This is a genomic window from Streptomyces sp. BBFR51 (assembly GCF_044591655.1).
Classification (GTDB): domain Bacteria; phylum Actinomycetota; class Actinomycetes; order Streptomycetales; family Streptomycetaceae; genus Streptomyces.
Window position 1 is genome coordinate 6,262,069 of record NZ_CP172448.1, and the last position, 16,989, is coordinate 6,279,057.

Sequence of the window (16,989 nt, forward strand, 5' to 3'; positions counted from 1 at the left end):
CGCGCGCGAAGGAAGAGGGGGCGAAGTCAGCAGGACGGACGACACACGCAGCCCGCATAGCGGACGAGGTCCATATGGACCCTCCGCCACAGGCGCACACAGGTGTCGGTCACGATCCGGAGTAGACCATGACGGTGTCGACCGGTCAACTCGCTGTCACCATGCGGACAGCGAGCGCGCGCAGGAAGCCACGGCCGATGGCCGGAAGCCATCAGCGAACCGGCGAACATACGGTCGGGACGACCCTTCAACGGGACCCGGCCGTCGCTCCCGCCCCCTCCTCGGCCTCCGACGCCACCGCGGCCTTCGCCCCGCCCAGCGCGCTCTCGGCGGCCGCGTAGAGGTCGGCCGGGCGCACCCCGTTCAGCGCCGTGACCAGGTGGCCGTCGGGCCGCACCAGCAGCACCGTGTGCGCCGCGGCGCCCGGATAGCTCTCGGCGACCAGCAGCTCGGCGCGGTGGGGCAGCGCCGTCACCGCCGCCGCCAGCCGGGGCATGATTCCGGCCGTCACCCAGTGCTTGCGGTCCCACACCCCCGTGCCCGGCGCGATCAGCACCACCAGCAGCGCCCCGCGCCCGAGCCGGTCGCGCAGCGGTACGAAGGTGCCGTCCTCCGCCGTGACCCGCACATCGGTGACGGGCGCCCCGGGCGGTGTGCCGACGGACACCTCCCCGGCGAGGCTCTCGGGCGCGAGGGGCGAGGCGGCGTACGTCCCCGGCGTGCCCAGCGTCCCGCGTCCCAGGTGGCCGTCGGCCAGCAGCGCGTCGTTGCCGCGGACCGCGCCGGGGACGTAGGAACGCAGGCCGCCGCCGCCGCGCAGCAGCGGGAGCAGTTGGTCGGCGGCACGCAGCCGAGCGGCGATCGCCGCACGCCGCTCCGCCTGGTAGCTGTCGAGCAGCGCCTCGCGAGGCCCGCTGTGCCAGGCCAGGGCCAGTTTCCAGGCGAGGTTGTCGGCGTCCAGCAGCCCCTCCTCGAGGCCCTGCGTGCCCAGCGCGCCCAGCACGTGCGCCGCGTCCCCGGCGAGAAGCACGCGGCCCACCCGCCAGCGGCGGGCGAGGCGGTGGTGGACCGTGTGAACGCCGGTGTCGAGCAGTTCGTACGCAGGGGTCGAACCGCCGGCCCACCCGGTGAGGGTCTCGCGGACCCGGTTCACCAGCAGTTCCGGTGTGACCAGGTCCTTGCCGGGAGGCAGCAGCCAGTCCAGGCGCCACACGCCGTCCGGCAGCGGGCGGCCGACGATCTCGCCGCCCGAGGGACCGGTCGTCCGCCACGGTGGCATCCGGTGCAGCAACGCCTCGTCGGCCCACGGGAGTTCGGTGCGCAGCGCGGCGACGGCGTATCGTTCCACCGCCGTACGGCCGGGGAAGCGGATGTCCTGGAGCTTGCGGACGGTCGAGCGAGGGCCGTCGCAGCCGACCAGGTAACTGCCGCGCCACCAGGTGCCGGCCGGGCCGCGGGTGTGGGCCGTGACGCCCGAGGTCTCCTGCTCGATGCCGTCCAGGCGGCTGTCCACCGCGACCTTGACGAGCGGCTCGCGGGCGAGTGCCCTGCGCAGGACACCGGTCAGCTCGTGCTGGGCGATGTGCAGGGGCGCCGGGTCGGCGTCGCCGAATCCGACCTCGCGCATCACCTGCTTGCGCCGCATCGACCGCCATCCGGCCCAACGCGTACCGAGCCCCGTCAGCGGTGTGCCGGTCAGCCGCTCGACGAGCGCCACGGCGTCCTCGCGCAGGACGGCGGTGCGCGCGGGACGCGGCTCGTCCTTGCCCGGCCCCTCGTCGAGGACGACGCAGGGCACCTCCTGCCGCGCCAGCGCCAGGGCGAGCGTGAGCCCGACGGGCCCCGCTCCGGTGATGATCACCGGGTCCACGGTGCGGCGCCCCCTGCCCGTGGCGGCGTCCCGGGGGACGTGGGTGAACAGGACGTTGGAGCAGGGTGCACGGTCACAGAACGTATGCAACCTATTGCCGCTGCTTGCGTCAAGTGACGGAGGCCGTGGCGATCATGCCACGGCCTCCGTTGATGGTCATACGAGGTGACTGAGTGTCAGGAGTGCTAGATCTTGCCGCCGGCACCGGCCTCGGCGGTCTCCACGTCGTCCGCCTTGAGCACCGCACCGGTCGACTTCCTGGCCCGCCGCAGCCGCCGCTCCAGCCAGCTCGCGAAGCTCGTGAGGGCGAAGTTGAGCGCGATGTAGATCACGGCGACCACGGTGTAGCTGGCGATTACGTTGGCGCCGTAGTAGCCGCTCATGGTGTTGGCGGACGCGAGCAACTCGGGGAAGGTGAGGATGGCGCCGCCGAGTGCGGTGTCCTTGAGGATCACGACCAGCTGGCTGACGATGGCCGGCAGCATCGCGGTGACCGCCTGCGGCAGCAGGATCAGCCGCATGACCTGGCCCTTGCGCAGGCCGATCGCCATCGCGCCCTCGGCCTGGCCCTTGGGCAGTGCCAGGATGCCGGCCCGGACGATCTCGGCGAGGACCGAGGCGTTGTACAGCACCAGGCCCGTGACGACCGCGTAGAGCGGGCGGTCGTCGGAACTGACGTTGGTGTACTCCGAGAACAGGGCGAGACCGAAGATCATCAGGACCAGCACGGGGATGGACCGGAAGAACTCGACCACGATCGAGGCCGGGACCCGGACCCAGACGTGGTCCGACAGCCGGGCGATGCCGAGGACGGCGCCGAGCGGCAGCGCGATGATCACCGCGAGGGCCGCAGCCTTCAGAGTGTTCTGCAGACCTGGCCAGATGTACGTCGACCAAGCCTCGGTGCCGGTGAAGAACGGCTTCCACAGGGCCCATTCCAACTGGCCCTTGTCGTTGAGGGTGCTGAACACCCACCACAGCAGTGCCGCGAAGGCGACGAGGAAGACGACCGTGAAGAGGACGTTGCGCCGCTTGGCGCGGGGGCCCTGGGCGTCGTAGAGAATGGAGCTCATCGCTTCACCGCCACCTTCTTGCCCACCCAGCCGAGGATCAGACCGGTCGGCAGCGTCAGAACCACGAACACGAGGGCGATGACGGCGGAAATCAGCAGCAACTGCGCCTCGTTCTCGATCATCTCCTTCATCAGCAGCGCCGTTTCGGCGACACCGATGGCGGCGGCCACCGTGGTGTTCTTGATGAGTGCGATCAGTACGTTCGCCAGGGGGACGACCGAGGACCGAAACGCCTGCGGCAGCACCACGTGGCGCAGTACCTGGCTGAAGCTGAGCCCGAGTGCCCTGGCCGCTTCGGCCTGGCCGACCGGCACGGTGTTGATGCCGGAGCGCAGTGCCTCGCACACGAAAGCCGAGGTGTAGAGGATCAGGCCGAGGACGGCGAGTCGGAAGTTGATCGTCTCGAAGTCACCCCCGGCGCCGAGGGTGATCTGCAACGTCTGGTTCAGTCCCAGCGACGCGAACAGAATGATCACGGTCAGCGGGATGTTCCGCACGATGTTCACGTACGCGGTTCCGAAGCCGCGCATCAACGGCACCGGGCCGACCCGCATGGCGGCCAGTATGGTGCCCCAGATCAGGGAGCCGACGGCCGAGAGCACAGCGAGCTGCACCGTCGTCCAGATGGCTCCCGCCAGGTCGTAATCCTGAAGAAAGTCGAACACGATCTCCCGCGCTTCCGCGTGTAGGGATGCCCGCCCCGGTGCGCCGCCCCTGCCGTGGGGCGGCGCACCCTGTCAGGCCCGGCCTCAGCTCTTGACGTCGCCGATCTTCGGCGCCGGCTCGTTCTTGTAGTTGGCCGGGCCGAAGTTGTCCTTGACGGCCTTGTCCCAGGCGCCGTCGGCGACCATGGCCTCGAGCGCGTCGTTGATCTTGGCCTTGAGGTCGCTGCCCTTCTTGACGCCGATGCCGTAGTTCTCGTTCGTCAGCTTGAAGCCGCCGAGCTTGAACTTGCCCTTGAACTGCGACTGGGAGGCGTAACCGGCGAGGATCGAGTCGTCCGTGGTCAGCGCGTCGATGGCACCGTTCTGCAGGCCGGGCAGGCAGGCCGAGTACGTCGGGTACGGCTGCAGCTGGGCCTTGGGAGCCAGTTTGTCCTTGATGTTCTGCGCCGAGGTCGAACCGGTGACCGAGCAGAGCTTCGCGTCGTTCAGGTCCTCCGGCGACTTGATCTTGTCGTCGTCGGCGCGGAGCAGCACGTCCTGGTGGGCGAGCAGGTAGGGGCCGGCGAAGTCGACCTTCTCCGAGCGCTCGGGGGTGATCGAGTAGGTGGCGGCGATGAAGTCGACGTCACCGCGCTGGAGCATGGTCTCGCGGTCGGCGCTCTTCGACTCCTTCCACTCGATCTGGTCCTCGGTGTAGCCGAGCTTCTTGGCGACGTACGTGGCGACGTCCACGTCGAAGCCCTCGTAGCCGTCCGGGGTCTTCTGGCCGAGGCCGGGCTGGTCGAACTTGATGCCGATGGTGACCTTCTTGCCGTCGCCGGAGGAACCGCTGTCGCCCCCGTCGTCGGAACCGCACGCGGTGGCGGTCAGGGCGAGAGCGAAGACGGTGGCCGAGGCGGCGGTGACCTTGCGGAGCTTCATGGGGAACATCCTTTGGCTGTGATCGAGCTGAGATCGAGCTGCGATCGGACGATCAGAGGATCAGGCGATCAGGTGCGGCCGTCGGGAAGGGGCCGCCGGGGCGGCCGACGCGGGACGTCGGAGCCGCTCCGGAGTCTCAGTGGTGCAGGATCTTCGACAGGAAGTCCTTGGCACGGTCGCTGCGCGGATTGCTGAAGAACTGGTCCGGCGTGGCCTCTTCGACGATGCGGCCGTCCGCCATGAACACCACGCGGTTGGCCGCCGAGCGGGCGAAGCCCATCTCGTGCGTGACCACGACCATCGTCATGCCGTCCCGAGCGAGCTGCTTCATGACCTCGAGCACCTCGTTGATCATCTCGGGGTCGAGAGCCGACGTCGGCTCGTCGAAGAGCATGACCTTCGGGTCCATGGCCAGGGCCCGCGCGATGGCGACACGCTGCTGCTGACCGCCGGAGAGCTGCGCGGGGTACTTGTCCGCCTGGGCGCCCACGCCGACCCGGTCGAGCAGGGCGCGGGCCTTCTCCTCGGCCTTCTTGGCGTCGACCTTGCGGACCTTGACCTGGCCCAGGGTCACGTTCTCGAGCACCGTCTTGTGCGCGAAGAGGTTGAAGGACTGGAAGACCATGCCGACGTCGGCACGCAGCTTGGCGAGCTCCTTGCCCTCGGCGGGCAGGGGCTTGCCGTCGATCGTGATCGATCCTGAGTCGATGGTCTCCAGGCGGTTGATGGTGCGGCACAGGGTGGACTTACCGGACCCGGAGGGTCCGATGACCACGACGACCTCGCCGCGGGTGATCGTCAGGTCAATGTCCTGGAGCACGTGCAACGCGCCGAAGTGCTTGTTGACACTCTTCAGGACGACCAGTTCGCCGGTCGCAGCCTTGTCTTCCTTGGCCACCGATACTTCGGTCATCGCTCTCGGGCTCCGTCCTCCTGGGTTTCGCAGGACAGTAGTGACCCGGGACACGTCACGTCTCTACATCTGAGCGAGATCTGAGCATCACGATCCGATAGCAATCGGACACGAGTCGTAGCACTTGTGAGCTGGGCGCATATCGGCCGGATAACTTCGAGCGGCCGCAACCGGAAGCCTCTTGACGCCGTCCCCCTCCATCGGCGTCACTGCACAGGGCGCACGCGCGCGTGCGGCTGCCTTTCTACCCGTTGTGAGCGTACGGCCGATGAACCGAAGGGAGCCCGGATGAGACTGCTGCTCGTCGAGGACGACAACCACGTGGCCGCCGCCCTGTCCGCGATCCTGGCACGGCACGGCTTCGACGTCACCCACGCGCGCAGCGGCGAGGAGGCGCTCCAGGCGCTCGTCCCCGAGGTCGACGGCTTCGGCGTCGTCCTGCTCGACCTGGGCCTGCCCGACCAGGACGGCTACGAGGTCTGCGGCAAGATCCGCAAGCGCACGAGCACCCCGGTCATCATGGTCACCGCGCGCGCCGACGTCCGCTCCCGCATCCACGGCCTCAACCTCGGCGCCGACGACTACGTGGTCAAGCCGTACGACACCGGGGAACTGCTCGCCCGGATCCACGCCGTCAGCCGGCGCACCGCCCACGAGGACGCCACGGGATCCACCGAGACCGTCGTGCGCCTCGGCGCGGTGCGCATCGAGCTGCCGACACGCCAGGTGAGCGTGGACGGTTCGGTTGTCCAACTGACCCGCAAGGAGTTCGATCTGCTCGCCCTGCTCGCCCAGCGCCCGGGCGTGGTCTTCCGGCGTGAACAGATCATCAGCGAGGTCTGGCGCACCAGCTGGGAGGGGACCGGGCGCACCCTGGAGGTGCACGTCGCCTCCCTGCGCTCCAAGCTGCACATGCCCGCGCTGATCGAGACCGTCCGCGGCGTGGGCTACCGCCTCGTCGCCCCCGCCGCGTAGCGGGCCGGGGTGAGCACACGCCTGCTCCCGCTGCTCATCGTCCTGATGGCGGCCGTACTGCTCGCGCTCGGCGTGCCGCTCGGCGTCAGCGTCGCCCGCGCGGAGCAGCAGAAGGTCGTCATCGACCGCATCGACGACACGGCACGCTTCGCCGCGCTCGCCCAGTTCGTCACCGAGGACGTGCCGGGCGGCTCCCGCCCGACGGACACGGACGAGCGCCTGGACACCCTGCAGACCGAGCTGACCAGCTACTACGAGGTCTACGGCATCAAGGCCGGCGTCTTCTACCGCAACCACATCCCGATGGCCAACGCCCCGACGACGTGGTTCCTGCCCCAGACCGGCGAGGTCCGCGACTCCTTCGACGAGGCCCTGCTCAGCCGCCGCAGCCACGATCCGCAGCAGGTGTGGCCCGGGCAGGACGGCCGGCTCGTGGTCGCCTCGCCGGTCATCCGGGACGGCGACGTGGTCGCGGTCGTGGTCACGGAGTCGCCCACCGACTCGATGCGGGCGAGCACCGTGCGCGGCTGGCTGTTCATCGGTGCCGGGGAGATCGCCGCGATGCTGCTCGCCGTCGGCGCCGCGCTCCGGCTGACCGGCTGGGTGCTCCGACCGGTGCGGGTGCTCGACGCCACCACCCACGACATCGCCACCGGGCGGCTCAAGTCCCGGGTCGCGCCGTCCGGGGGGCCGCCCGAGCTCAGACGCCTGGCCCGCTCGTTCAACGAGATGGCCGACCACGTGGAAGACGTGCTGGAGCAGCAGCGCGCCTTCGTCGCCGACGCCTCGCACCAGCTGCGCAACCCGCTCGCCGCGCTCCTGCTGCGCATCGAACTCCTCGCCCTCGAACTGCCCGAGGGCAACGAGGAGATCGCCTCCGTCCAGACCGAGGGCAAACGCCTGGCCCGGGTCCTGGACGACCTGCTCGACCTCGCACTGGCCGAGCACAGCCGGGCCGACCTGAAGGTCACCGACATCGGCGCGCTGGCCGCAGAGCGGGTGGCGGCCTGGTCACCGACGGCCGACGCCAAGGGCGTACGCCTGGTGGGGGAGTGTCCACCGACCACGGGCTGGGCCGACCCGGTGTCGCTCTCCAGCGCCCTGGACGCGGTCATCGACAACGCGGTGAAGTTCACGCCGCGGGACGAGACCGTGCGCGTCGAGGTCGCCTCCACCGGCGACGTCACCACGGTCGTCGTCACCGACAACGGGCCCGGGCTCACCGACGAGGAACTCGCGCGCGTGGGCGACCGTTTCTGGCGCAGCGGGCGGCACCAGAACATCAAGGGCTCGGGCCTGGGCCTGTCCATCTGCCGGGCGCTGCTCGCGGCGGGCGACGGTTCGATCTCCTTCGGCCACCACGAGCCGCACGGCCTGAAGGCGACGGTCACGGTGCCGAGGACCGGTACGGCGTCCAAGGAGCCGGAGCGGTCCCACGGCCTGCCGTAGCGCAGCCCCAAGGCCTGCCGTAGCGGCCCCTACGGCTTGACCGACCGGTAGTAGCGCCGGGCGCCGTCGTGCAGCTCCAGCGGGTCGGTGTAGATCGCGGTGCGCAGGTCCACCAGCTGCGCGGAGTGCACGTGCGCCCCGATGCCGTCGCGGCTGTCGAGCACGGTCCGGGTCAGCCACTCGGTCAGCCGCGGATCGACGTCCGCGCGGGTCACCAGCAGGTTGGACACGGCCATGGTGGGCACCACGGCGCCGTTCTGCACGGTGGGGTAGGCCGACTCCGGCATGTTGGTGGTGCGGTAGTAGCGCGTCGCGCCGCCGGATTCGTGCAGCTTGGTGACGAGGTCGTCGCCTATCGGCACGAAACGGAAGGCGGAGGTCTTCGCTATCTGCTTGAGGCCGTCCGTCGGCACGCCGCCCGACCAGAAGAACGCGTCGAGCTCGTCGCCCAGCCGTCCCGGCCCGGTGTCGATCCCGTCCGCACTGGGCGTGATGTCCTGCTCCGGGTCGATGCCCACGGCCTTCAGCAGCCGGGTGGCGATCAGCCGTACACCCGAGTCGGGCAGCCCGATGGCCACGCGCTTGCCGCGCAGGTCCGCGACCGACTGGATGTCCGAGTCGCTAGGCACCACCAGCTGCACGTAGTCGTCGTAGAGGCGGGTGACACCACGCAGCTTGTCGGCGCCGGGGCTGCCCGCGAGCTTGTACGTCTCGACCGCGTCGGCCGCGGCGATCGTGAAGTCGGCCTTTCCGGACGCCACCCGCTCGACGTTCTCCTGCGAGCCCGCGCTGGTCATCAGCCGCACGTCCAGGCCCGGCATGTCCTTGCGCAGCTCGGCGCGCAGCAGCTCGCCGTACTTCTGGTAGACGCCCGCGCGGGTGCCCGTGCTGAACGTGATCGTCCCGCTCGGCGGCTTCTCGCCCAGCGGCAGCAGCCACCACAGCAGCAGCCCCAGCACGACGGCACCGGCGACCGCGACCTGGGCGGTCCGGCGCCTGCCGATACGGGAGAACAGCGTGGACATGTGGGCGATCCTGCCAGTCCGCACCCGCACTGACCAGGGCCGGGCTCACACGGCGGGGCGTGCCACGGGGTGCGCGGGCCTGGGCCGGCGGCTCCGGCTCGGCCGCGGACCCGCTGTCAGTGGCGGTCACTACAGTCGTCGGCATGAGCAACACCTCGCCCGCCGAAGGCAACACGTCACCCGCCGAAGGCAGGACCTCGCCCGTCGAGGGCGAGGCCGCGCCCGTCGGGGCCAAGACGTCCCCCGCCGACCTGGTCCACGCCTTTCACCTGGCCTTCGGGCTGGACACCCGAAGTACCCCGACCGAGGTGTCGCCCGACCTGGCCGCGCACAGAGGCGAGCTGCTCGCCGAGGAAGCCGCCGAGGTCGCCGAGGTGTCGGTGCGGGGCCCGCTCGACCTGCTCGCGCACGAACTGGCCGACGTGGTGTACGTCGCGTACGGCACGGCCCTCGTCCACGGCATCGACCTGGACGCGGTGATCGCCGAGGTGCACCGCTCCAACATGACCAAGCTGGGCCCCGACGGCCGCGTCAGCCGCCGAGCCGACGGCAAGGTCCTCAAGGGCGACCACTACGAGGCACCGGACGTGTCCGGCGTACTGCGCCGACAAGGGTGGACGCCGCGGACGTCGCAGGCCCCGGAGACACCGGGCGACTGACCGCCGTACGACGACCCCGGTACCCGTGTACCGGGGTCGCAGCGGGCCGGCCACCACGTGCCGGGGGCGTGCCGGCGTCAGTCGCCCACCGAGGCCTCCGCCTCCGTCGCCGTCGTCCGGGGCGTTTCCTCCGTGGGGCCGCTGGGACGGTCGGGGTTGTCGTGGCGGCGGAAGAGACGGGACGCCAGCGGTTCGGTGAAGCGGGCGGTGAGGGGGCCGAGGACGACCAGGATGAGGACGTACGCCGTGGCCAGCGGGCCCAGGGACGGCTCGATGCCGGCCGAGACCGCGAGGCCCGCGATGACGATCGAGAACTCGCCGCGTGCCACCAGCGCGCCGCCCGCGCGCCAGCGGCCCTTGACGGAGATCCCGGCACGCTTCGACGCCCAGTAACCGGTGGCGATCTTCGTCACGGCGGTGAGCAGGGCCAGCGCGAGGGCGGGCAGCAGGACCGGCGGAATGCTGGCCGGATCCGTGTGCAGGCCGAAGAAGACGAAGAAGACCGCCGCGAACAGGTCCCGCAGCGGGCTCAGCAGCGTGTGCGCGCCCTCCGCGACCTCCCCGGACAGCGCGATGCCCACCAGGAAGGCGCCCACCGCGGCCGACACCTGGAGCTGCTGCGCGACACCGGCGACCAGGATCGTCAGGCCCAGCACCACGAGCAGCAGCTTCTCCGGGTCGTCGCTGGAGACGAACCGCGAGATGACCCGGCCGTAGCGCACCGCCACGAACAGGACCAGGCCCGCCGCGGCCAGCGCGACCGCCAGCGTGATGCTCCCGGTCATCAGCCCGGCCCCGGCCACCAGGGCCGTGACGATCGGCAGGTACACCGCCATCGCCAGGTCCTCGAGGACCAGCACGCTCAGGATCACCGGGGTCTCGCGGTTGCCGACCCTGCCCAGGTCGCCGAGCACCTTGGCGATGACACCGGACGACGAGATCCACGTCACGCCGGCGAGGACCACGGCGGCCACCGGCCCCCAGCCCATGAGCAGCGCGGCCACCGCGCCCGGCACGGCGTTGAGCGCACAGTCGACGAGACCGGCCGGATAGTGGGACTTGAGGTTGGTGACCAGGTCACTGGCCGTGTACTCCAGGCCCAGCATGAGCAGCAGGAGGATGACACCGATCTCGGCGCCGGTCGCGACGAACTCCTCGCTCGCACCGAGCGGGAGCAGCCCGCCCTCGCCGAAGGCCAGCCCGGCCAGCAGGTACAGCGGGATGGGGGACAGCCGGTAACGGCCGGCGAACCGGCCGAGCAGCCCGAGCCCCAGGATGATGGAACCGAATTCGATCAGCAGAACCGCGGAGTGCACAGGCTCACTCCTGCCCGAGTATCGCCGCGGCGGCGTCGACGCCCTCACGGGTGCCGATGACGATCAAGGTGTCACCACCCACGAGCCGGAAGTCCGGCGCCGGCGAGGGAATGGCCTCGGCCCGCCGCAGCACCGCCACGATCGAGGCCCCCGTGTCGGTGCGCATCCGGGTGTCGCCCAGCAGCCGCCCGTTCCAGCGGGAGGTGGCGGCCACCTCGATCCGCTCGGCGACCAGCCCCAGATCGGTGGTGTAGAGCAGGCTCGCACTGTGGTGGGAGGGCTTCAGCGCGTCTATCAGCGCGCCCGCCTCGGGGGAGGTCAGCCGCAGCGAGTGGGCGCAGGAGTCGGGATCGTCGGCCCGGTACACGTTCACCGTGCGGGTGCCGTCGCGGTGTGCCACCACCGAAAGGTGGCGGTGTTCGCGGGTCACCAGGTCGTACTGGACCCCGATACCCGGGAGCGGCGTGGCCCTCAGGCGTGGAGCTGACACGAGCTTTCCCCTCATTCGTCCTGCGTCTCGGGCCGCGCTTCCTGCACGTGCGTGACGTGCTCGCGACCTCGCCATGCTGCCATCCGCACGTACGGTGGCGATATGGGTGTCGTGACGGATATACGCGGCCGGTCGCGGGCGGCGAAGCTGGCTTCGGGGGTGTCGTGCGCGAAGTCCGGGAGGAGCGGAAAGAGGAACGTGTCGCTGTTCTGGCGGATCTTCTCGCTCAACGCCGCCGGCCTGGTCGTCGCCACCGCACTGCTGCTGGGACCGGTCACCGTGTCGACGCCCGTGCTCGCCGGGGAGGCGCTGATCCTGCTGGCGGGCCTCGCGGCACTGCTGGCCGGCAACGCGATCGTCCTGCGCATCGGACTCACCCCGCTGCACCGGCTGGGCCGGGCCATGACGACCGCCGATCTGCTCGTGCCCGGGACCCGGCCGAGAGTCTCAGGACCGGCCGAGGCGGCGCAGCTGATCGCGACCTACAACACGATGCTGGACCGGCTCCAGGCCGAACGCGCCGCCGGCGCCGGCCGGGCGCTGCAGGCCCAGGAACGCGAACGCCACCGCATCGCCCGCGAACTGCACGACGAGGTCGGCCAGACCCTCACCGCCGTTCTCCTCCAGCTCAAGCGCGTCGCCGACCGGGTCCCCGGGGAGCTGCGCGAGGAGGTGACCCTGGCGCAGGAGGCCACCCGGGCAGGGCTCGACGAGATCCGCCGCATCGCCCGCCGCCTGCGCCCCGGTGTCCTGGAGGAACTCGGCCTCGCCAGCGCCCTGCGCTCACTCGCCGCCGAGTTCACGCATCACGGACTGACCGTCCACCACCGCATCCCCGGCGACCTGCCACCGCTCACCCCGGAGGCCGAACTGGTGATCTACCGGGTCGCCCAGGAAGGCCTCACCAACACCGCCCGCCACGCCGGCGCCGACCGGGCCACGCTCACCCTCGGCCCGCTGCCCGCCGGTGTCGAACTGCTCGTCCGCGACAACGGCACCGGTCTCGGCACGGCCGCCGAGGGCGCCGGCATCCGCGGGATGCGTGAGCGGGCCCTGCTGATAGGAGCCGAGATCCACTTCGCACCCGCCCCCCAAGGGGGCACCGACGTACGCCTGCGCGTCCCCGTGCCGCCTGGGGACCGTTCCGCAGACCGAACCGGAGACAGCCCCTGATGTCCGCACGGCCCCCGATCCGCGTCCTGCTCGCCGACGACCACACCCTCGTACGCCGCGGGGTCCGCCTCATCCTGGACGGCGAACCGGACCTGACGGTGGTCGCCGAGGCCGGTGACGGTGCCGAGGCGGTCGCGGCCGCGCGGGCCAACGAGGTCGACCTGGCCGTCCTGGACGTCGCCATGCCCCGCATGACCGGCCTCCAGGCGGCCCGCGAACTCTCCCGCCGCCTGCCCGAGCTGCGCATCCTGATCCTGACCATGTACGACAACGAGCAGTACTTCTTCGAGGCCCTCAAGGCCGGCGCCTGCGGATACGTCCTCAAATCCGTCGCCGACCGTGACCTGGTCGAGGCCTGCCGGGCCGCCGTGCGCGACGAGCCGTTCATCTACCCCGGCGCCGAGCGCGCCCTGGTCCGCTCCTACCTGGACCGCGTCGAGGGCGGCGGCGGGCTCCCCGAGCGGCCCATCACCGAGCGCGAGGAGGAGATCCTCAAGCTCGTCGCCGAGGGCCACACCTCCAAGGAGATAGGCGAGCTGCTGTTCATCAGCGCCAAGACCGTCGAACGCCACCGTGCGAACCTGCTGCAGAAGCTCGGTGTGCGCGACCGCCTGGAACTCACCCGGTACGCGATCCGCGCGGGCCTCATCGAACCCTGAGCCGCTTCCGCGTCCGCCCGCCGCCGCGTCGAAGGCCGCCCGCGCCGACGCGTGCCGCGTGCGGCCCCACCGGCACGGCTGCACCGCCCGTGGGGCCGCGTCGACCGCCCGGCCCGCGTCAGCAGCCGATCGGCGTGGAGCCGACGGCCACGTCGTCGAACCAGAGGGTGTCGTCGCCCGTCGCGTAGCTTTCCCAGCCCAGCCGCAGAGCGGTCGGCCGGGGCGCGGTGGCACGGGCGAGCCACTGCTGGTCGACGTCCTGCGTCGGCACCCCGTCGGCATGCAGGCCCGGGACCTGCTCGTCGCCGAGCCAGGTGTCGAGGTTCGGAGCCGAGGTGTCGACCGCGAACCGCAGGCACTGCCAGCTTCCCGTCGGCAGCGGCCTGCTCAGCGCGACCCCGGCCGGGCTCTGCGCGGGCAGGGTGGCGTCGTCGCTCTCCCGGTTCCACTGCAGGGCGCCGTTCTGGCCGCCCACACGCAGCGCACGGCCGCCCTGTGCGGAGTCCGGCATCGACACGAAGGTGACGTGCGAGGTCGGGAGCGCGGTGGTGTGCCGGACCCACATGCGTACGTACATCACCGGGCCGAGCGAGGACAGGTCCGTGGCGTGGGCGACGAAGGCGTGGTTGCAGTAGCCGGCCCGGCCGTCCACCCGCAGCGACCTGCCGCCCTCGTGCGACACGGCCGAGTCGACGGCGACCGCACCCGTGCCCTGGCAGTCGGGTGCGGTGAACCGCCAGTCGCCGGACGGCTCGGAGCCTGCCTGGTCCTCGAAGCCCGAGCAGATCACGGCGTCACCGCACTCCGCGGACGGCGGCGGGGTCGTCGTGGGAGGCGTGGTCGGTGGCGTCGTGGGCGGGGTGGTGGGAGGTGTGGTGGGAGGAGATGTGGTGGGAGGTGTGCCGTCGCCGCCGCAGGAGGCGCCGTTGAGCGCGAAGTCGACCGGCGCGGGATCGGCGGACTGCCAGGTCCCCTGCAGCCCGAACTCGGCGGTGCCGCCCGTGGACAGCGCGCCGTTCCAGTCGGTGTTGACGGCGACCACGGACGTACCGGTCTGCGCGACGGTCGCGTTCCATGCCGACGTCACGTGCTGGTCGCCGGTGTAGGTCCAGGTCAGACGCCAGTCGCTCACCTCGGGGCCGAGGTTGGTGATCCGCACCTGGGCGGTGTAGCCGCCCGGCCACGCGTCGACGGTGTAGTCGACGCGGCAGGCGGCCGCCGCCGCACCGCTGGCGGGCATCGCCACCAGGACCGACACCACCACCGCGACGGCGGCCACCGCCGCGGTCCACGGCCGGCGCAGTAATCGCAGGACTCCGGTGCGCACAGGGTGCCTCCAGTGTGGGAGTGGGAGTAGGAGATGGAGAGGTGCGGGCGAGGGGCATGGGGAGTACGCATGGGAGCGCTCCCATGCATGACACCGACTCTGACGGCGTACTGTCAATAGGCGGGCGGCCTTCGTCGCGATCCGGACCGCCTACCCTTGTTGCCATGAGCAGCATCGACCGGAGCCAGTCAGTGGGCGGCACGCGCACCTATGAAGTACGCACCTACGGGTGCCAGATGAACGTCCACGACTCCGAGCGATTGTCCGGTCTGCTGGAGGGCGCGGGTTACGTCCGCGCCCCCGAGGGTGCCGACGGCGACGCGGACGTCGTCGTCTTCAACACCTGCGCCGTGCGGGAGAACGCCGACAACAAGCTGTACGGCAACCTCGGCCGCCTCGCCCCGAGGAAGGCGAGCCGGCCCGGGATGCAGATCGCCGTCGGCGGCTGCCTGGCGCAGAAGGACCGCGACACCATCGTGAAGCGGGCGCCCTGGGTGGACGTCGTCTTCGGCACGCACAACATCGGCAAGCTCCCGGTGCTGCTCGAGCGCGCCCGCGTGCAGGAGGAGGCGCAGGTCGAGATCGCCGAGTCCCTGGAGGCGTTCCCGTCCACGCTGCCGACCCGGCGCGAGAGCGCCTACGCGGCCTGGGTCTCCATCTCCGTCGGCTGCAACAACACCTGCACCTTCTGCATCGTCCCCGCGCTGCGCGGCAAGGAGAAGGACCGCCGCCCCGGTGACATCCTCGCCGAGGTCGAGGCCCTGGTCGCCGAGGGCGTCAGCGAGATCACCCTCCTCGGGCAGAACGTCAACGCCTACGGCTCCGACATCGGCGACCGCGAGGCGTTCGGCAAGCTGCTGCGCGCCTGCGGGAACATCGAAGGACTGGAGCGCGTCCGCTTCACCTCCCCGCACCCGCGCGACTTCACCGACGACGTCATCGCCGCCATGGCCGAGACGCCCAACGCGATGCCGCAGCTGCACATGCCGCTCCAGTCCGGCTCCGACCGGGTGCTCAGGGCGATGCGCCGCTCGTACCGCCAGGAGCGCTACCTGGGGATCATCGAGAAGGTCCGCGCCGCCATCCCGCACGCCGCGATCACCACCGACATCATCGTGGGCTTCCCCGGCGAGACCGAGGAGGACTTCGAGCAGACCCTGCACGTGGTCCGCGAGGCCCGCTTCGCCCAGGCCTTCACCTTCCAGTACTCCAAGCGGCCCGGCACCCCGGCCGCCGAGATGGACGGCCAGATCCCCAAGGCGGTCGTCCAGGAGCGCTACGAGCGTCTCGTCGCCCTCCAGGAGGAGATCTCCTGGGAGGAGAACAAGAAGCAGGTCGGCCGCACCCTGGAGCTGATGGTCGCCGAGGGCGAGGGCCGCAAGGACGGCGCCACCCACCGCCTGTCGGGCCGCGCCCCCGACAACCGCCTGGTGCACTTCACCAAGCCCGACCAGGAGGTCCGTCCGGGCGACGTGGTGACGGTCGAGATCACCTACGCCGCTCCGCACCACCTCCTCGCCGAGGGCAAGGCGCTCGGTGTGCGCCGCACGCGCGCGGGCGACGCCTGGGAGAAGCGCAACGCCGCCGAGCAGGCCAAGCCGGCCGGCGTCATGCTGGGCCTGCCGCAGATCGGGGTTCCCGAGCCCCAGCCGGCCGTGGCGAGCGGCTGCGGCTGCGACTGACGGCGGGGGTTGCCGCGGAGGGGCGGCGCTGCGGGGTTACGCTGCCGATCATGCTTGTCGCCGCCGCCGTCTGTCCCTGCCCGCCGCTCCTCGTACCGGAGGTCGCCGCGGGCGCCGCGCCCGAGCTGGACGCCGCCCGCGCCGCGTGCGTGGACGCGCTGGGCGTGCTCGCCGCGGCCCGGCCCGACCGGCTCGTGGTCGTCGGACCCGCGGATTCCGCCGGGCCCGAGGTCCACCCGCCGGGCGCGCGGGGGTCGTTCCGCGGCTTCGGTGTGGAGGTGGACGTACGGCTGGGCGCAGGGGCGGGGGCGTCGGACGGGCCGGAGCTGCCGTACGGGCTCGCCGTCGGGGCCTGGCTGCTCGGGCGGATCGGGTGGGCCGACGCTCCCGTCGAGGGCGTCGGGGTGGGGGAGGCCCTCGACGCCGGGCGCTGCGCGGCCCTCGGGCGGGATCTCGCCGCGCGGGACGATCGGGTGGCGCTGCTGGTGCTGGGCGACGCGAGCGCGTGCCGCACGCTCAAGGCCCCGGGGTACCTCGACGAGCGGGCGGCGCCCTTCGACGCGGCGGCGGGACGTGCGCTGGGCGCGGCGGACGTGACCGCCATCGCCGCGCTGGACGCCGTACTGGCCCGTGAGCTGAAGGTGTCCGGCCGGGCGCCCTGGCAGGTCCTCGCGGGCGCCGCCGAGGGCGCGGACCTCGCCGGCGCGCTGCTGTACGAGGACGCGCCGTACGGGGTGGGGTATATCGCGGCGACCTGGGCGTAGCTCAGGCGTGCCACAGCGCGCGCGGACG

The 16,989-nt window shown here is 71.4% G+C and carries 18 protein-coding genes; 7 read left to right on the top strand and 11 right to left on the bottom strand.

The genetic code is table 11. The annotated features are described in order from the left end of the window. Positions 1–26 precede the first annotated feature (26 nt). The 6 genes from ACGH7X_RS28655 to ACGH7X_RS28680 form a co-directional block, all read right to left on the bottom strand. The gene (locus tag ACGH7X_RS28655) at positions 27–230 is read right to left on the bottom strand and encodes a putative leader peptide (protein WP_399889956.1); all 204 of its coding nucleotides are present in this window, start codon (positions 228–230) and stop codon (positions 27–29) included. A 17-nt stretch (positions 231–247) separates the two neighbouring features. After that, a complete protein-coding gene (locus ACGH7X_RS28660; protein ID WP_399897416.1) occupies positions 248–1,870 on the bottom strand; it encodes an FAD-dependent monooxygenase in 1,623 nt (540 codons plus the stop codon). A 185-nt stretch (positions 1,871–2,055) separates the two neighbouring features. After that, positions 2,056–2,943, bottom strand: a complete 888-nt coding sequence (locus ACGH7X_RS28665; RefSeq protein ID WP_399889959.1) for an amino acid ABC transporter permease — start codon at positions 2,941–2,943, stop codon at positions 2,056–2,058. Beyond that, positions 2,940–3,608 (bottom strand): amino acid ABC transporter permease, encoded by a 669-nt coding sequence (locus tag ACGH7X_RS28670; RefSeq protein ID WP_399889962.1) that lies wholly within the window; start codon positions 3,606–3,608, stop codon positions 2,940–2,942. Before ACGH7X_RS28670 ends, ACGH7X_RS28665 begins: the two co-directional genes overlap by 4 nt. An 84-nt stretch (positions 3,609–3,692) precedes the next feature. Continuing rightward, complete coding sequence (locus tag ACGH7X_RS28675) at positions 3,693–4,529, bottom strand: glutamate ABC transporter substrate-binding protein (protein WP_399889965.1); 837 nt, start codon at positions 4,527–4,529, stop codon at positions 3,693–3,695. A gap of 136 nt (positions 4,530–4,665) precedes the next feature. Next, positions 4,666–5,442 carry an amino acid ABC transporter ATP-binding protein gene (locus ACGH7X_RS28680; RefSeq protein ID WP_399889968.1) on the bottom strand — a complete coding sequence of 259 codons (777 nt, stop codon included), beginning with the start codon at positions 5,440–5,442 and terminating at the stop codon, positions 4,666–4,668. Between the two features lie 288 nt (positions 5,443–5,730). Here ACGH7X_RS28680 and ACGH7X_RS28685 point away from each other — a divergent pair, with 288 nt between their 5' ends. Continuing rightward, on the top strand, positions 5,731–6,417 hold the full coding sequence (locus ACGH7X_RS28685; RefSeq protein ID WP_399889971.1) for a response regulator transcription factor: 687 nt from the start codon (positions 5,731–5,733) through the stop codon (positions 6,415–6,417). Positions 6,418–6,426: 9 nt separating this feature from the next. Continuing rightward, entirely contained in the window at positions 6,427–7,866 is a 1,440-nt protein-coding gene (locus tag ACGH7X_RS28690) for an ATP-binding protein (protein WP_399889974.1), read from the top strand. Between the two features lie 29 nt (positions 7,867–7,895). On the opposite strand, the gene ACGH7X_RS28695 is transcribed toward ACGH7X_RS28690, so the two are convergent. Next, positions 7,896–8,891, bottom strand: a complete 996-nt coding sequence (locus ACGH7X_RS28695) for a TAXI family TRAP transporter solute-binding subunit (RefSeq protein WP_399889977.1) — start codon at positions 8,889–8,891, stop codon at positions 7,896–7,898. 143 nt (positions 8,892–9,034) lie between these two features. Here ACGH7X_RS28695 and ACGH7X_RS28700 point away from each other — a divergent pair, with 143 nt between their 5' ends. Then, positions 9,035–9,550, top strand: a complete 516-nt coding sequence (locus tag ACGH7X_RS28700; RefSeq protein WP_399889980.1) for a MazG nucleotide pyrophosphohydrolase domain-containing protein — start codon at positions 9,035–9,037, stop codon at positions 9,548–9,550. A 77-nt stretch (positions 9,551–9,627) separates the two neighbouring features. Here the strand turns inward: ACGH7X_RS28700 and ACGH7X_RS28705 are convergent, their stop codons facing one another. Genes ACGH7X_RS28705 through ACGH7X_RS28715 form a run of 3 tightly spaced genes read right to left on the bottom strand, consistent with a single transcriptional unit; the run spans position 9,628 to position 11,586 of the window. Continuing rightward, positions 9,628–10,866, bottom strand: coding sequence for a cation:proton antiporter (locus ACGH7X_RS28705; protein ID WP_399889983.1), 1,239 nt, complete (start codon positions 10,864–10,866; stop codon positions 9,628–9,630). Between the two features lie 4 nt (positions 10,867–10,870). After that, on the bottom strand, positions 10,871–11,356 hold the full coding sequence (locus ACGH7X_RS28710; protein ID WP_399889986.1) for a cation:proton antiporter regulatory subunit: 486 nt from the start codon (positions 11,354–11,356) through the stop codon (positions 10,871–10,873). An 11-nt stretch (positions 11,357–11,367) separates the two neighbouring features. After that, entirely contained in the window at positions 11,368–11,586 is a 219-nt protein-coding gene (locus ACGH7X_RS28715; RefSeq protein ID WP_399889989.1) for a hypothetical protein, read from the bottom strand. On the opposite strand from ACGH7X_RS28715, the gene ACGH7X_RS28720 reads away from it, so the two are divergent. Then, a complete protein-coding gene (locus ACGH7X_RS28720) occupies positions 11,555–12,529 on the top strand; it encodes a HAMP domain-containing sensor histidine kinase (RefSeq protein WP_399889992.1) in 975 nt (324 codons plus the stop codon). The two genes, ACGH7X_RS28715 and ACGH7X_RS28720, sit on opposite strands and share 32 nt — an antisense overlap. Beyond that, on the top strand, positions 12,529–13,188 hold the full coding sequence (locus ACGH7X_RS28725; protein ID WP_399889995.1) for a response regulator: 660 nt from the start codon (positions 12,529–12,531) through the stop codon (positions 13,186–13,188). The genes ACGH7X_RS28720 and ACGH7X_RS28725 overlap by 1 nt, the downstream gene beginning before the upstream one ends. Before the next feature lie 118 nt (positions 13,189–13,306). Here ACGH7X_RS28725 and ACGH7X_RS28730 read toward each other — a convergent pair whose 3' ends face one another. Beyond that, on the bottom strand, positions 13,307–14,515 hold the full coding sequence (locus tag ACGH7X_RS28730) for a cellulose-binding domain-containing protein (protein ID WP_399889997.1): 1,209 nt from the start codon (positions 14,513–14,515) through the stop codon (positions 13,307–13,309). Positions 14,516–14,679: 164 nt separating this feature from the next. Between ACGH7X_RS28730 and miaB the strand changes: the two genes are divergently transcribed. Next, the gene (miaB, locus tag ACGH7X_RS28735) at positions 14,680–16,197 is read left to right on the top strand and encodes a tRNA (N6-isopentenyl adenosine(37)-C2)-methylthiotransferase MiaB (RefSeq protein WP_399890000.1); all 1,518 of its coding nucleotides are present in this window, start codon (positions 14,680–14,682) and stop codon (positions 16,195–16,197) included. 50 nt (positions 16,198–16,247) lie between these two features. Next, complete coding sequence (locus ACGH7X_RS28740) at positions 16,248–16,961, top strand: class III extradiol dioxygenase subunit B-like domain-containing protein (protein WP_399890003.1); 714 nt, start codon at positions 16,248–16,250, stop codon at positions 16,959–16,961. Positions 16,962–16,989 lie beyond the last annotated feature (28 nt).

Excerpts from the sequence above, each read along its gene's own strand:
- ACGH7X_RS28655 (WP_399889956.1), bottom strand. The coding sequence starts at position 230 with ATGTTCGCCGGTTCGCTGATGGCTTCCGGCCATCGGCCGTGGCTTCCT.
- ACGH7X_RS28665 (WP_399889959.1), bottom strand. The coding sequence starts at position 2,943 with ATGAGCTCCATTCTCTACGACGCCCAGGGCCCCCGCGCCAAGCGGCGC.
- ACGH7X_RS28675 (WP_399889965.1), bottom strand. The coding sequence starts at position 4,529 with ATGAAGCTCCGCAAGGTCACCGCCGCCTCGGCCACCGTCTTCGCTCTC.
- ACGH7X_RS28680 (WP_399889968.1), bottom strand. The coding sequence starts at position 5,442 with ATGACCGAAGTATCGGTGGCCAAGGAAGACAAGGCTGCGACCGGCGAA.
- ACGH7X_RS28685 (WP_399889971.1), top strand. The coding sequence starts at position 5,731 with ATGAGACTGCTGCTCGTCGAGGACGACAACCACGTGGCCGCCGCCCTG.
- ACGH7X_RS28695 (WP_399889977.1), bottom strand. The coding sequence starts at position 8,891 with ATGTCCACGCTGTTCTCCCGTATCGGCAGGCGCCGGACCGCCCAGGTC.
- ACGH7X_RS28700 (WP_399889980.1), top strand. The coding sequence starts at position 9,035 with ATGAGCAACACCTCGCCCGCCGAAGGCAACACGTCACCCGCCGAAGGC.
- ACGH7X_RS28725 (WP_399889995.1), top strand. The coding sequence starts at position 12,529 with ATGTCCGCACGGCCCCCGATCCGCGTCCTGCTCGCCGACGACCACACC.
- miaB (WP_399890000.1), top strand. The coding sequence starts at position 14,680 with ATGAGCAGCATCGACCGGAGCCAGTCAGTGGGCGGCACGCGCACCTAT.
- ACGH7X_RS28740 (WP_399890003.1), top strand. The coding sequence starts at position 16,248 with ATGCTTGTCGCCGCCGCCGTCTGTCCCTGCCCGCCGCTCCTCGTACCG.